Annotated in this window: 10 protein-coding genes and 1 pseudogene; 1 reads left to right on the top strand and 10 read right to left on the bottom strand. The window is 69.1% G+C overall.

What is annotated here, in order from left to right; genetic code table 11:
- Positions 1–44 precede the first annotated feature (44 nt).
- From E6C64_RS14050 to sucC, 8 genes and pseudogenes are all read right to left on the bottom strand, one after another.
- Positions 45–1853 (bottom strand): ABC transporter ATP-binding protein, encoded by a 1809-nt coding sequence (locus E6C64_RS14050; protein WP_136428109.1) that lies wholly within the window; start codon positions 1851–1853, stop codon positions 45–47.
- Complete coding sequence (locus tag E6C64_RS14045) at positions 1850–3691, bottom strand: ABC transporter ATP-binding protein (protein WP_136428108.1); 1842 nt, start codon at positions 3689–3691, stop codon at positions 1850–1852. The genes E6C64_RS14050 and E6C64_RS14045 overlap by 4 nt, the downstream gene beginning before the upstream one ends.
- A 464-nt stretch (positions 3692–4155) precedes the next feature.
- Positions 4156–5379, bottom strand: a complete 1224-nt coding sequence (ddaH, locus tag E6C64_RS19125; RefSeq protein WP_332908233.1) for a dimethylargininase — start codon at positions 5377–5379, stop codon at positions 4156–4158.
- Between the two features lie 107 nt (positions 5380–5486).
- Positions 5487–7088, bottom strand: coding sequence for a bifunctional phosphoribosylaminoimidazolecarboxamide formyltransferase/IMP cyclohydrolase (gene purH, locus E6C64_RS14035; protein ID WP_136428107.1), 1602 nt, complete (start codon positions 7086–7088; stop codon positions 5487–5489).
- A gap of 242 nt (positions 7089–7330) precedes the next feature.
- A pseudogene (purN, locus tag E6C64_RS14030) lies at positions 7331–7903 on the bottom strand (phosphoribosylglycinamide formyltransferase); the annotation flags it as partial.
- Between the two features lie 52 nt (positions 7904–7955).
- Positions 7956–9179: a cell division protein PerM gene (locus tag E6C64_RS14025; RefSeq protein ID WP_136428105.1), complete on the bottom strand. Its 1224-nt coding sequence runs from the start codon at positions 9177–9179 to the stop codon at positions 7956–7958.
- 141 nt (positions 9180–9320) lie between these two features.
- Positions 9321–10208: a succinate--CoA ligase subunit alpha gene (gene sucD / locus E6C64_RS14020; protein WP_136428104.1), complete on the bottom strand. Its 888-nt coding sequence runs from the start codon at positions 10206–10208 to the stop codon at positions 9321–9323.
- Between the two features lie 53 nt (positions 10209–10261).
- Positions 10262–11425: an ADP-forming succinate--CoA ligase subunit beta gene (gene sucC / locus E6C64_RS14015; protein ID WP_136428103.1), complete on the bottom strand. Its 1164-nt coding sequence runs from the start codon at positions 11423–11425 to the stop codon at positions 10262–10264.
- Positions 11426–11814: 389 nt separating this feature from the next.
- Here sucC and E6C64_RS14010 point away from each other — a divergent pair, with 389 nt between their 5' ends.
- Entirely contained in the window at positions 11815–12150 is a 336-nt protein-coding gene (locus E6C64_RS14010) for a histone-like nucleoid-structuring protein Lsr2 (RefSeq protein ID WP_136428102.1), read from the top strand.
- A gap of 79 nt (positions 12151–12229) precedes the next feature.
- On the opposite strand, the gene E6C64_RS14005 is transcribed toward E6C64_RS14010, so the two are convergent.
- Positions 12230–12799 (bottom strand): arsenate reductase/protein-tyrosine-phosphatase family protein, encoded by a 570-nt coding sequence (locus E6C64_RS14005; protein ID WP_158437868.1) that lies wholly within the window; start codon positions 12797–12799, stop codon positions 12230–12232.
- Between the two features lie 10 nt (positions 12800–12809).
- Entirely contained in the window at positions 12810–14819 is a 2010-nt protein-coding gene (locus E6C64_RS14000; RefSeq protein ID WP_136428100.1) for a tyrosine-protein kinase domain-containing protein, read from the bottom strand.
- Positions 14820–14947: the final 128 nt, after the last annotated feature.

The raw sequence follows: 14947 nt of genomic DNA, 5'->3' as shown, positions 1-14947 counted from the left end.
CTCGAGAGGCGTCTCAGGCGGCAGAACTGGGCAGCTCACATCCTTCAGACGAGGGAGTCGCGCCAGGCGGCGTGCAGACTGGCGAAGCGTCCTGTGCCCCCGATGAGATCGGCGGGCGTGCCGTCCTCCACGATCCGGCCGTGCTCCATCACCAGCACGCGGTCCGCGATCGCCACCGTCGAGAGGCGGTGGGCGATGATGATCGCCGTCCGATCGGAGAGCAGCGTCTGCAGCGCCTCCTGCACCGCGCGCTCGCTCGGGATGTCGAGCGACGCGGTCGCCTCGTCGAGGATCAGCACCGCCGGATCGGCGAGGAAGGCCCGTGCGAACGAGATCAGCTGGCGCTGCCCGGCCGACACCCTCCCCCCGCGCTTGTTCACGTCGGTGTCGTAGCCGTTCGGCAGCAGCTCGATGAACTCGTGCGCCCCGACCGCGCGCGCAGCGCTCACGATCTGCTCGCGAGTGGCGTCGGGCTTGCCCAGCGCGATGTTCTCGGCGACGGAGCCCGAGAACAGGTACGACTCCTGGGTAACCATGACGATCGCGCGCCGCAGGTCCTTCGGATGCAGCGAGCGCAGATCGATGCCGTCGAGGGTGACCGTGCCGATCGTGGGGTCGTAGAACCGGGAGATCAGCTTGGCGAGGGTCGTCTTGCCCGCCCCCGTCGATCCGACCAGCGCGATGACCTGGCCCGCGGGGATGTCCAGATCGAAGCTCGGCAGGATGACCCGGCCCGCCGAGTAGCCGAAGGTCACCTCGTCGAAGCGGAGGGCGCCGCGCGCGGCGCGCAGCTCGACGGGGTGAGCGGGATCGGGGACCGTCGGCTCCTCCTCCAGCACACCCGAGATCTTCTCCAGCGCCGCGGCCGCGGACTGGTAGCTGTTGTAGAACATCGCCATCTCCTCCATCGGGTCGAAGAATCGACGCGAGTAGAGCAGCGCGGCCAGCAGGACGCCGATCTGGATGCCGCCGTCGACGACGCGGTAGCCGCCGACCAGCAGCACGATCGCCACGGTGACGTTGCCGATGAGGACGAGGCCGGGGTCGTAGATGCCGAAGAGCCGGATCACCCGCGCGTTGGAGTCGCGATGCTCCTCCACATCCTTGGCGAAGACGCGGTCGTTGGCGGGCTCCGTGCGGAACGCCTTCACCGCGCGGATTCCGGTCATGGTCTCGACGAACTTGACGATCACCCGTGCGGATGCCACCCGGGTGCGCCGGAATCGGATCTGCGATCGGGTCTGGAACCAGCGGGTCAGGAACCAGAGCGGGACGAGCGCGCCGGCGAGGATCGCGCCGCTCATCGGATCGATCACGACGAGGGCGATCGCGGTGCCGAGCATGTAGAGCACCCCGGAGACGAGGTTGCTCACCCCGGAGTCGAGCAGCTCGCGAATGGAGTCGAGGTCGCTCGTCTGGCGGGAGATGATCCGACCCGACGTGTACGACTCGTGGAACTCGAGGCTGAGACGCTGCGTCTGCCGGAAGACCCGACGGCGGAGGTCGAAGAGCACCGCCTGGCTGATCTTGGCCTGCAGGAGCGTGTACCAGCCGATCAGCAGGGCGCCGCCGATGCCGAGGACGATGTACGCGATCGTCGTGAGCGCGACCGGCATGGCGTCGCCGGCGATCAGGGCGGGAACGCCGCGGTCGATGCCGAGCGCGATCAGGGCGGGTCCGGCGACCTGAGCCGCCGTGCTGACGACCACGACGGCGAAGGTCAGGACGATGCGGCGCTTCAGCGGGGACAGCAGCGAGCCGAGGAGCACCTGCGAGCGGCGCCTGACCTGCGTGCTCTCCGCACGGTTCAGGTCGTCGCGCTCCTCTCCGGTGACTCCCGTGACGACGCTCATGCGCGCACCTCCTCTGCATCGATCACCGCAGCGTCATCGGCGGCGGCATCGGAATCCGAACCCGATGCGGCTGCCGTCTTCCGCTCCTCATCGAGGCTCGAGATGACGAACCTGTAGTGGTCGTTGGTGGCGAGCAGCTCGGAGTGCCGGCCAACCGCGGTGATCCGCCCGTCCTCGAGCACGGCGACCCGGTCGGCGAGCATCACGGTGGACGGTCGGTGGGCGACGATCAACGCGGTGGTCGAGGCGAGCACATGGCGCAGCGCGGATTCGACGAGCTCTTCGGTCTCCACGTCCAACGCGGAGAGCGGGTCGTCGAGCACGAGCACCGAAGGACGAGCTGCGACGGCGCGGGCGAGCGCGAGCCGCTGCCGCTGCCCACCCGACAGGCTGAGCCCCTCCTCGCCGATCACCGTGTCGAGGCCGTCGGGCAGGTCGTGGACGAACTGCGCCTGAGCGATCCGCAGCGCTTCGGCGAGCGCCTCCTCCCCCGCGTCGGGTCGTCCGAGCAGCACGTTCTCGCGGACGGTCGCCGAGAACAGGGTCGCGTCCTCGAAGGCCATGGCGACGCGCGAGCGCAGCTCGTCGAGACGCAGGTCGCGGATGTCCACTCCGTCGAGGGTGATCGCGCCCGAGTCGATGTCGTACAGCCGGGTGACGAGGGCCGTGATGGTCGACTTCCCGGAGCCGGTCAGCCCGACCAGGGCCATGGTCTCCCCCGGCTCGATCCTCAGGTCGACGCCGTTCACCAGATCGGCGAACCGATCGGGGGCGTCGGGGTACCGGAAGTGCACATCGCGGAACTCGAGGAGACCCTGCGGCTGGTCGAGCGTGCGCGGCGACTGCGGGTCGGTGATCGTGTTCGGCTCGTCCATGACCTCGAAGTACCGGTCGGTGGCCGTGCGGGTGTCGAGGGTGAAGGAGAGCAGGAATCCGATCGACTCGACCGGGAAGCGCAGCACCGTCGCGGTGGCGAAGAAGGCGACCAGTGCACCGGCGGTCAGCGACCCCTGGGCGGCCAGCACCACGCCGAGGGCGAGGCATACGGCGAACGTCACATCCGGGATCAGGATCAGCCAGCGCCAGACGAATGCCACGGCCGACGCCTTCTCGAGCTCCGTTCCGCGCAGCTCCTCGGCCTGGCGCTCGAACTTCTTGAGGGCGTGCCCGCCGCGGCCGAATGCCTTGAGCACGCGGATCCCGTGCACCGACTCCTCGACCGCCGTCGCCAGGTCGCCGGTCTGGTCCTGGCTCCGCCGCGCCACGAGCGTGTACGTGCGCTCGAACTTCGCGCCGACGAACCAGATGGGCACCGACATCACCAGGTAGACGACGCCCAGGAGCGGGCTCGTGGTGATCAGCAGGATCGCCCCCACGACGATCGTCACGGTGTTGACGACGAGCAGCATCAGCCCGAAGGCCAGCCAGCGGCGGATGGCGCTCAGGTCGCTGATCGCGCGCGACAGGAGCTGGCCGCTCGGCCACCTGTCGTGGAAGGCCACGGGCAGCCGCTGCAGGTGCTCGAACAGCGCGTTGCGCATCCGCGCTTCGATGTGCGTGTTGGGCGTCAGCACGAGCGTGCGGCGCACGAGGATCGCGGCGGCCTCGAAGACGCCGAGCCCGAGGATCAGGAGCGCCGCCGGCAGGATGCCCGCCGCGTTCCGGTCGGCGAGGACGGTGTCCACCAGGTACTCGAGCACCTGCGGGATCGCCAGCGCGACGAGACCGGCCGCGATGCCGACCACCATGCCGAGGATCAGTCGGGGCAGCGCGGGACGTGCGTAGGGAAGGAGTCTCCAGAGGGCGGAGACGGTGTTGGGCCGACGATCGGCTGGCATGGGTGTCCTCGAACGGGGACGCGCGAGGGCGGCCCCGTAGTCGTCGCCCTGGTTCGGGCGATCATCTGGTGCGGAAGGGAGGGTGGCGGGATGGACCCGCGGAGGGATGGGCTAGGAGCGCGTCGCCGTCAGGGTCAACGCCTGCGGAGCGGTGATGATTCCGTGCATGTCGTCCTCCTGACGTCGCGACCAGATGTCTCCGGCGCCGGCCGGGGTCTCGGCGCAGCCTTTCAAGCTACGCCCGCGCTGCCGCGGCACGCAAGGAATCCGAACGGGTTCGCTGGTCGAGCAGGCGCGCCAGCCGGCCGCCTCGTTGGTCGAGTAGGCGCGCCAGCGCCGTATCGAGGCCTTTGCACCGGGAAGTGCGAGATGGCTCGGTCCGTGGGCGCTAAACGCGGCCTCGATACGGGCGCGGGGCGCCCTACTCGACCAACGACCGCGTCGCGTGCTTGTCGGTCAGGGTGCTAGCGCACCCTGACGGAAAGGCACGTGACGCATCCCTCGAGCTTCTCGAACTCGGACAGCTCGACGACGACGACGCGGTATCCGAGCGACTCGATCAGCGCGATCGACCGCGGAGCGCTCGCCGACATCAGCACGACGTCGTCGTCGAGGATCACCACGTGCGCGCCTTCCGGCTCGGGCACCTCGAGGTAGGGCGAGAACATCCGCGGGTCGTCGACGGCATCCGGGTGGCCGAGGATCGTGCCATCGGGCAGCGCCGTCACGGCCGACTTGAGGTGCAGCACCTTGGAGGTCGGCACAGCGACGACGCGCCACGGGGTCGAACCCGACTTCGGCGATGCGAGGATCGCGCGGAGCTGACGGACGCCCTCCGCATTGGTGCGGCCGCCGCGGCCGACGTAGACCCTCTCGCCGACCTTGAGCACATCGCCGCCGTCGAGCGTGCCCGGCTCTTCGATCCTCGCCATGGGCAGGCCCAGCTGGGTGACCGTCTGGATGACGCCATCGACCTCGTCGAGGCGGTGGTCGGATCCGGGCCGGGTGACGACAGCGAGATCGCCGAACATGACGACCGCGTCCTCGACGAAGACGGAGTCGGCGAGGTCAGGAGCCGCCGGCACCTCCACGACGTCCCAGTTCTCGGCGCGCAGGGCGTCGACGTAGTCCGACCACTGCGAGTCGGCGAGCGCCGGGTCGATGAGCACCCGCTCCTGGTGGGTGACGGCTCCCTGCGAGAGGTTGTCCGCGGGCAGCCGCACCAGCGCGATCCGGCGACCCGCGGCCGGGCGTCGGCCGGCGAGGACCGACAGGTAGATCCGACGAGCGAGCAGAGCGTAGGTCACGACGAGCGCGACGAAGAAGATCAGGTTGACCCCGGCGAAGGTGGCGATGACCCCGCCGAAGACCGTCGCGGTGAAGGGATTGCCCGCGAGGACGAAGACGAGCGTGGTGCCGATCGTCGCACCCACGAAAGCCGCCACCACGCCGACGATCAGCGTCAGCCACCATCGGGCGAATCCGCCGAACGCACCCCCCAGAGTCAGCAGCAGGAACGAGATGAGGGTGCCGAAGCCGAAGAAGCCGTTGGCTGCGGCCAGCACGCCAGCGTCGAAGCCGTTGCCGACGAACAGGACCAGCAGCGTCACCACATGCGCGATGACCGCCGTGAGTGCGGCCGAGACGGCGGAGGCGAGCAGGCGTCGGGAGAGCGGCGTCGAGATCACCGGACAACCTTACGGGCGCTCATCGGCCGCATCGCGAGACTGACCGATGAATCGGGCAAGAGTCCGCCTCACCGCGTGGTCGGGCGGACCCCTCGCGAGCGTCGGGCTCAGTGGTAGAAGTGCCGCTCTCCGGTGAAGTACATCGACACTCCGGCCTTCTGCGCCGCCTCGATGACCTCGGCGTCGCGAACCGAGCCGCCGGGCTGCACGACCGCGCGGACGCCCGCGTCCAGCAGCACCTGCAGTCCGTCGGCGAACGGGAAGAACGCGTCGGATGCGGCCACCGATCCCGCCGCGCGAGCACCCGCCCGCGAGACGGCCAGATGGCACGAGTCCACCCGGTTCACCTGTCCCATGCCCACTCCGACGGAGGCTCCGCCGTCGGCGAGCAGGATGGCGTTGGACTTGACCGCGCGGCAGGCGCGCCAGGCGAACTCGAGGTCGGCACGGGTGGCGGCGTCCACCTCCGCTCCGGACGCCAGCGTCCAGGTGCTCGAGTCGGGCAGTGCCGATCCGCCGGGACCGAAGGTGTCGGCCGTCTGCAGGAGGTATCCCCCGCTGATCTGCCGGACCTCGCGGGCCTCACGGTGGTAGTCGGCGGGAAGCTTGATCAGGCGCAGATTCTTCCGCGACTGCAGCAGGCGCAGCGCCTCGGGCTCGAAGTCGGGAGCGGCGAGAACCTCCGTGAAGACGTCGGCGACCTGCTCTGCCATGCCCAGCGTGACAGTGCGGTTGGCGGCGATGACTCCTCCGAACGCCGAGACCGGGTCGGTCTCGTGCGCGCGGCGGTGCGCCGATGCGATGGGATCGACGGCCTTGGATGAGGCGACCGCGATGCCGCACGGATTGGCGTGCTTGATGATGGCGACCGCTGGCTCGTCGAAGTCGTACGCGGCGCGAACCGCAGCGTCTGCGTCGACGTAGTTGTTGTAGCTCATCTCCTTGCCGCCCAGCAGCTGCGCCTGAGCGATGCCCCGACCGCCTTCGATCGTGTAGAGGGATGCGCTCTGGTGGGCGTTCTCGCCATAGCGGAGGCTGCCCGCCAGGTGCACCTCGGTGCGCAGCAGCGACTCGGCGGCTCCCGTCTGGGTCGCGAACCAGTCCGCCACCTGACGGTCGTAGGACGCGGTGTGGGCGAACGCGGCCGCGGCGAAGCGACGTCGCTGCTCCAGCGAGGTGCCGCCGGCCTCGAGCGCCGCGACGATCTCGGCGTATCCGGAGGGCGAGACGACGATGGCGACGTTCGCGTGGTTCTTCGCCGAAGCGCGGACGACGGCGGGGCCGCCGATGTCGATCTGCTCGATGACCTCGGCAGGCTCGGCTCCGGCGGCGACCGTGGCGGCGAACGGGTAGAGGTTGACCACGGCGAGCTGGAACGGCGCGATGCCGAGCTCGTCGAGCTGCTTCTCGTGGTCCTCGAGGCGCAGATCGGCCAGGAGTCCGCCGTGCACGGCAGGGTGCAGAGTCTTGACCCGCCCATCCAGGGATTCCGGGAAGCCGGTCACGGATGCGACCTCGGTGACCGGATGACCGGCGGCCGCGATCATCGCTGCGGTCGACCCGGTGGAGACGATCTCGACGCCCGAGGCGATGAGAGCCTCGGCCAGCTCAAGCAGACCTGTCTTGTCGCTGACGGAGATGAGGGCGCGGCGGATCTCGACGACGTCGCGATCACGGTAGAGCTCGGGGGCGATGCGGTGTCCGCTCATGCGGGTCCGGTCTCCTTGGGGTTCGAGGTAGGGGTCGAGGTGGGGGTCGTAATGGCCGTGGGGCCGGAGTCTGCGGGTCGGACCTGGCTCGATTCGGAGCGGAAGTCCGGGCGGAGGTCCGGGCTGGAGACCAGGCTGATATCGGAGTCGGGTCCCGGGATCAGCCCGGCAGGCCAGTGAGCGAGGTCGTCCTCCGCTTCATCCGATGGGCCCGGGTCCGAGACGGGCTGCGTGGAGCCGGTCAGGCTGACCGTGCCGTCGGCGATGCCCCTGACCACTTCGGCGAGCAGACGGCGCTCGACGATCTTGATGCGGTCGTGCACGATGTCGGCGTCGTCGCCCGGCAGGATCGGCACCCGCTCGCGGGCGAGGATGGGTCCGCTGTCGACCCCGTCGTCGACGACGATCACGCTCGCCCCGGTCTGGCTGACACCGGCGGCGATGGCGTCGCGCACAGCATGCGCTCCGGGGAACTCGGGCAGATAGGCGGGGTGGGTGTTGATCAGCCGCGGCGCGTAGGCGGCGACGACCGATTCGGGCAGCAGCCGCATGAGTCCGCTGAGCACCACCAGGTCGGGCTTCCACTGGTCGAGCTGAGCGAGCAGCTCCACGCCCCACGACTCGCGGTCGGCGAATGAGGTGAAGGGGACGCTGAAGGACGGGACGCCGAATTCCTCGGCGTGGACGAGTCCGTCGGCGTCGCGATCGGCGCCCACCGCTATCACCCGAGCAGGGAAGTCGCCGTGCCGTGTCGCCTCGAGCAGGGCGCGGAGGTTGGAGCCGCCCCCCGAGATCAGGACGACGAGGTTCAGCACCCCGAAAGCATAGTGGCGGCCCTGCGACCACGGAGGGCCAGTGCGCCGACGGCTAGTCCGGGCGACGGAATCCGGTGAGCAGCCCCAGGATGGAGGCGATCCCGATCTCGATGGCCGAGAAGACGGCGACCAGGAATGGGTCCGCGCCGACCTCGACGAGGCGGCCCGGCCCGGCGGAGCCCGAGGCGATCCAGGCGATCAGTCCGAGCAGGACCCCACCGGCCAGGCCGGACCCCACCCCGACGGCGAGCACGCCCATGAGGGGCCGATCCGCGCCGAGATCGCGGGAGACACCGCGGCGCAGCAGGGCACCGATCAGGAACGCCGCGGCGACGGGCACCAGGACGCCGAGGTATCCGAAGGCGGAGGCGCCGGTGGGCAGGGCGCCGAAGATCGGCAGCGAGGGAAGGGGCCCGAGAACGGTGCCGAGGGGCGAGACCGACGAGCCGACGCCGATGGCGAAACCGGGACCGATGAGCCACGAGGTCGCCCAGACCACCAGGTTGGGCAGCAGGAGCAGCTGGGCGACGGTGAGCACGCCGCCGCCGAGCGCGCCGCCCTGCACCGATTCGTAGAGGGTCACGATGGTGGCGTAGTTCACCGCCAGCAGCACCGCGACGATCACCGCGGACACGGCGAGGACCGCCGATGCGGACGCCGCTCCGAGGCGCACCGACCAGCTCACGAGCAGTGCCGCACGACCACGAGGGTCGAATGGGAGCGCATCGCGGGCGCTGCTCTGCACTCTGCTCAGCTGCTCGGAGGAGATCTCCTGGCCGGACAGCACGGCACCGAGGGCGAGCCCCAGCACGAACACCCCCGTGGGCAGCAGGATCCCCTGCAGCACCGACGGGCTCACCACCGTGGCCCCCGCCGTGAGCGCGAGCACCGTCGAGAGGGCGGCGAAGACGACGACCGCCGTGCCCGCCGCGATGGCGGGATGCTCGAGCACCCGCAGTCGGCGCCCGACCCGCGTCGCGAGGAGCAGTGTGATCAAGCCGATGCCGAGGGCGGCGATGGTGACCTCATAGGGTGCCGACGCCCCCGTCACCCCGGTGATCGCTGCACCGGCGGCATCCGGGGCGACCGTCAGGTCGACGCCGTGACCGAGCAGCCAGCCGTCGGCGGCCGCCCGATAGAACACCGTCCAGTCCACGCGCAGCCCGTAGGTCACCGCCCACGCCGCGGTCAGCGGAGCGAGCAGCGCACCGAAGCCGATCCCGACGACGATGACCGCCTCGAACGCCGCGAAGACGGCGGTGAGTGGACGATTCATGGCCCGGCCGAGCCTAATTGCGCGCTCCCCGCGCCGTCCGACGCCACAGCCCGTTTCGCGGATTCCCGGCGACCGCCGTGGCGATGGCGAACAGAAGGGGCCCGCACGCGATGACGCGGCGGGCCCCTTCCTGGATCTCTGCTAGACGGTGGCGAAGACCTCGCGCATGAGCGCGGCGGTCTCGCTCGGCGTCTTGCCGACCTTGACTCCGGCGGCCTCGAGGGCCTCCTTCTTCGCCTGCGCCGTGCCCGACGAGCCGGACACGATGGCGCCGGCGTGGCCCATGGTCTTGCCCTCGGGAGCCGTGAAGCCCGCGACGTAGGCGACGACCGGCTTGGTCACATTGGCCTTGATGAAGTCGGCCGCGCGCTCCTCGGCGTCGCCGCCGATCTCGCCGATCATCACGATCGCCTTCGTCTCGGGGTCGGCCTCGAAGGCGGCGAGCGCATCGATGTGCGTCGTGCCGATGATCGGGTCGCCGCCGATGCCGATGGCCGTCGAGAAGCCGATGTCCCGCAGCTCGAACATCATCTGGTAGGTCAGGGTGCCCGACTTCGAGACGAGGCCGATGGGGCCGCTGTCGGAGATCGTGGCGGGGATGATGCCGGCGTTCGACTTCCCGGGGCTGATGATCCCAGGGCAGTTCGGGCCGAGGATCCGCGTGGCGCCGCCCTTGCTCTTGGCCAGTGCCCAGAACTCGGCCGAGTCCTTGATCGGGATGCCCTCGGTGATGACGACGGCGAGCGGGATCTCAGCCTCGACGGCCTCGACCACGGCGGCCTTGGCGAAGGCGGGTGGCACGAAGATGACTGACACGTTGGCGCCGGTCGCGGCGATGGCCTCGGCCACCGAGCCGAAGATCGGAAGGGTGTGACCCTCGATCTCGACCTCGGTGCCCGCCTTGCGCGGGTTGACGCCGCCGACGATCTGAGAGCCGGACTTGAGCATGCGCCCGGCGTGCTTGGTGCCCTCGGAGCCGGTGAGGCCCTGGACGATGATCTTGGAGTTCTCGTCGAGAAGGATCGACATCTGCTGTTCCCTGTTCTGCGGGTTTCGAAAGGCTCGGAAGGAGGAGTCGCGGCTCAGGCCGCGGCGAGCTCGGCGGCCTTGTCGGCCGCCTCGTCCATGGTGTCGACGACGGTCACGAGGGGGTGCGCGGCGTCGGCGAGGATCTGCCGGCCTTCGACCACGTTGTTGCCGTCGAGTCGGACGACGAGCGGCTTGGTCGCTGCGTCGCCGAGCTTGGCGAGCGCGCCGACGATCCCGTTGGCGACCGCATCGCAGGCGGTGATGCCGCCGAAGACGTTGACGAAGACGCTCTTCACCTGGGGGTCGCCGAGGATGACGTCGAGTCCGGCCGCCATGACCTCGGCCGATGCTCCGCCGCCGATGTCCAGGAAGTTGGCGGGCTTGACGCCGCCGTGCTTCTCCCCGGCGTAGGAGACGACGTCGAGCGTCGACATCACTAGGCCCGCGCCGTTGCCGATGATCCCGACCTCGCCGTCGAGCTTCACGTAGTTGAGGTTGCTGGCCTTGGCCTTCGCCTCGAGCGGGTCGATGTCGCCCGCCTCGGCAAGGGCCGCGTGGCCCTCGTGACGAAACTCGGCGTTCTCGTCGAGCGTGACCTTGCCGTCGAGGGCGATGATCTCGCCCGACTCGGTGAGCACGAGCGGGTTGACCTCGACGAGAGTGGCGTCCTCGTCGCGGTAGACCCACCAGAGACGCTCGATGACGGGGACGATCTTCTCGATCAGCTCCTCGGGGAATCGTGCTGCCTTGGCGATCTCGGTCGCCTTCGCGGTGTCGATGCCGGCGATCGGGTCGATCTCGATCCGGGCGAGCGCCTCGGGGCGCTCCACGGCGAGCTCTTCGATCTCCATGCCGCCCTCGACGCTCGAGAGCGAGAGGTAGGAGCGGTTGCCGCGGTCGAGCAGCACCGAGAAGTAGAACTCCTGGGCGATGCGGGCTCCGGCGGCGACCATCACGCGCTTGACGATGTGGCCCTTGATGTCGAGGCCGAAGATCTTCTCGGCAGCGGCTTCTGCATCGGCGGGATTGTGGGCGACCTTCACGCCGCCTGCCTTGCCGCGGCCTCCCGCCTTCACCTGCGCCTTGACGACGACGGTACCGCCGAGCTTCTCGGCCGCCGCCCTCACCTCCTGCGGGGTGTCGGCAACGATGCCGGCGAGCACGGGGACCCCGTAGCTCTCGAATAGGTCACGGGCTTGGTACTCGTAAAGATCCACAGTCCTCTTCCGGGCCGTCATTGGTGGACGCGCCGATCGGCATACCCCGGGGCCGCAGAGCGACGCGCGCAGGGAAGATCGGGCGATCCAAAGCCTACTCCCGCGACTTCGGTGCTCTCGCCTGACGCCCGCTCTCCGAGCCCATGCACTGCCCACCATCAGCCGCATCTCGGCAATGGGCCGGTATTCGCGGCCGCGTCACGGGAAGGCCAGAAATGAGCGCCAATCAATTGCACAAATCGCCGAGCCGATTGGACTAATGGAATGCGCGAAATGTCAATAGATGACTTATGATGTATCCGCCGCGGATATCTTCAGCGTCGTCGCATTGTCTGCGCGACTATCTCCGGCAATCCACCAACTTGGCGACAAACAATAAGGAGTCCCGCGTGGCACAAAAGGTCATCGTCGAAACCGTCGACGATCTCGACGGAACCGTCATCACCGACGGAACCGGCGGAACCGTCCAGTTCTCGCTGCAGGGCAAGTCCTACGAGATCGATCTCTCCGATGAGAACACCTCGCAGCTCCAGTCCCTGCTCGAGCCCTACATCGAGAAGGCACGGCAGACCGGCGCGATCCGTCGTCCGTCGACGCCGACGGCCAAGAGCGCGTCGAAGCTGCAGGACATCCGCGAATGGGCGCGCGCCAACGGACACAATGTGTCCGAGCGCGGCCGGATCGCGAAGACCGTCCAGGATGCATACGCCAGCGCCAACGGCTGACATCCGAACACTGTGAGACGGCCCGTCCGACATCGTCGGACGGGCCGTTCTCATGGGGACGCGAGGAGCTGCGCTCCGATCAGCTGACGGGCCGAGGGAATGCTGCGGCGATGCTCGTCACTGCTCCATCGATGCTGGCGCCCGCTGCGTCGTACACCGATTGCGAGCGTCGATACGGGTCGGCGATGTCATCGGCCTCTGGCGAAGACGCCTGCACATAGCCGCGCCGAGCGGCGGCAGCGGCCACCAGCTCCTGCGGACTGGTGATCTTCGCGAGCGCGTCGGGCTCGATGGAGTCGATCATCCGGGCGAACTGGGTGAGGGTGAAGGCGAAGCGCGACGCACGGGGATGCAGGCGTGCCACGTCCGCACGATGCGAGCGCTCCGCCGTCAGCACCAGATCGGCGCCTTCGATGAGCGCCGCCGTCAACGGCCGCGACATGTGCCCGTCGGGCTGGCCGCCATACCGCTGCGAGAGCTCGATGGCCTGATCGGTCATCGGCACCCCCGGCCGGGCGATGGTTCCTGCGCTGTGCACCTGAACGCCTGCGATGCCGGACAGTCGGTCGCGCAGCAGCTGCTCCGCGACCGGGCTGCGGCAGATGTTGCCCGAGCAGACCACCAGGATCGTGAAGATCCCTTCGGTCACGACGCCACCGTCATCGCGAGCCGTCGCGAGCGGTGGACCGGGGCGGGCGCGGGGCGGTGCGACGGCTCCGCAGCGAGACGAGCGTGGCTCGGGTCTCCTCGGATGGCGCGACCCCGTCCTCGTCGATCGCACCCAGCGGGCCCTGAGCGTTCACCGACGACGCGGCAGGCTTCGGGTCCGTGACGCGGATGCGGGTCGACCGCGAGATCGCCGGCTCGTCATCCGAGGCCGCGGCGGCTCGCGACGCGCTCGACTTGGTCGACGCCGTCGATTTCGCCGGTGCCTTGCGGGCTGTCGGAGCCTTGGTGGCGCTCGCCTTGGCGGGAGCAGTGGTCTTCGCGGCGGACTTGCGCCGAGCCGGCGCCGTACCCGCAGGCGCGGCGTCGGCCGGGTCGAGCTCGTCCTCGTCGAGGGCACCGTCCTCCGGGGCCTCGTCGGGCAGAACGGCCGCCTCGTCGGTGTCTGTGCCGACACCGGCTTCGGCGATCGGCTCATCCTCGAGGAGATCGTCGTCCGTCTCTGTCTCAACCGGCGCGGTCGTCGCCCCACGGCGAGGTCCTGGCGCGGTCGAGATGATCGGGATGCTCGAGGTGATCAGTGCGGCCGGACGCGGGATGACGGTGCTGTCCATCGTGGGGCTCTCGGACTCCGAGTCCGCCACATAGCCGTATCCGTATCCGTAGCTGTAGGCGTCGGGGCCCTTGGTCGGCAGCATCGTGATCACGAAGCCGACCGGCTTGGTCTCGACATTGAGCAGCGCCATGAGCGTGCCGCGCAGCTGCGCCTTGCGGGTGCGCCCGGCCGCCACGACGATGATCGTGCCCGACGCGTAGGTCGAGAGCACCGCGGCGTCGGTGACCGGCAGCAGCGGGGCGGCGTCGAAGAGCACGTACTCGTAGCGCTCCTCGAGCTTGCGGATGACGTCGACCATCGTCGAGGATCCGAGCAGCTCGCTCGGGTTCGGGGGGATGCGCCCGGCCGGCAGCACGTCGAGCGAACCGGCACCCCAGGGCTGGATGACGTCGTTGAGACGCGCCCTGCCGATGAGCAGGTCGGACAGTCCGACTGCGCCTTCGAGACCGAGGATGTCGGCGAGACGGGGGCGGCGGAGGTCGGCGTCGACGACGACGACGCTCCGACCCGCATCGGATAGCGCGATGGCGAGGTTGGCGACGGTCGTCGTCTTGCCTTCGGCCTGAACCGACGAGGTGAAGACGAACGTGCTGCGCCGCTCTCCTCCGGTGCCCGCACCGAGGAACTGGAAGTTGGTCCGAAGCGCGCGGAAGGACTCTGCGCGGATGCTGCGCGGATCGGCCTGCACGATCAGCGGGCGCTCCGCGGCCTTGGCATCGAAGGCGATGCCGCCGACGATCGGCGTCTCGGAGATGGCGTTGACGTCGTGCTCATTGCGTATCCGAGTGTCGAGGGTCTCGCGGAGCACTGCGATGCCGATGCCGAGCGCGAGGCCGATGAGCGCACCGAGCGCGATGTTCAGCGGGATGTTCGGGCTCACCGGCGCGAGCGGGACGAGCGCGTCGGTGACCTGCGTGATCTTGACGGGTGACGCGCCTGTCGTCGTGTCGGGCGCTTCGATCTCGTCCACGACGTCGGCCAGGCTGGCGGAGGTCGCGTTGGCGATGTCGGCGGCCTGCACGGGATCGATCGACGCCGCGTCGATCTGGATGAGGCTCGTGTCGAGCGGAGCCGTCGCCGTGAGTGCGGCCGCGAGCTCGGTGACGGTCATGTCGAGGTTGAGGTCGTCGAGCACCGAGTTGAGCACGATGGGCGTCGTCACGAGCTCGGCATACGACTTGACGCGGTTCTGGGTGAAGGTGTTCCCCTGAACCAGATCGCTCGTCGAGTCCCCGCCCTGAACGGAGACGAAGACCTTGGAGGTCGCCGAATACTCGGGCGTCTTGATGAACGAATAGGCCGCGGCGGCACCGATGGCGACGACGGTGATTGCAAGAATGAGAAGCCATCCCTTACGGAGGATCCTCAGATAATCACGTAACTCCACTCGGCGAACTCTCCAACACGGTAACGGGAATTGCGGATGCGCGGGTTCGCATCTGACGCCGCACGTGTTTGCACACGCAAGAATCTAACGCAAGGGCCGGGTCGCCCGCAGATTCGTAACGCAAGAGT

Source organism: Naasia lichenicola, assembly GCF_004801885.1.
Taxonomy (GTDB): domain Bacteria; phylum Actinomycetota; class Actinomycetes; order Actinomycetales; family Microbacteriaceae; genus Naasia; species Naasia lichenicola.
The sequence above is the reverse complement of the archived record's forward strand: the minus strand, read 5'-3'. Positions and strand labels throughout refer to the sequence as shown.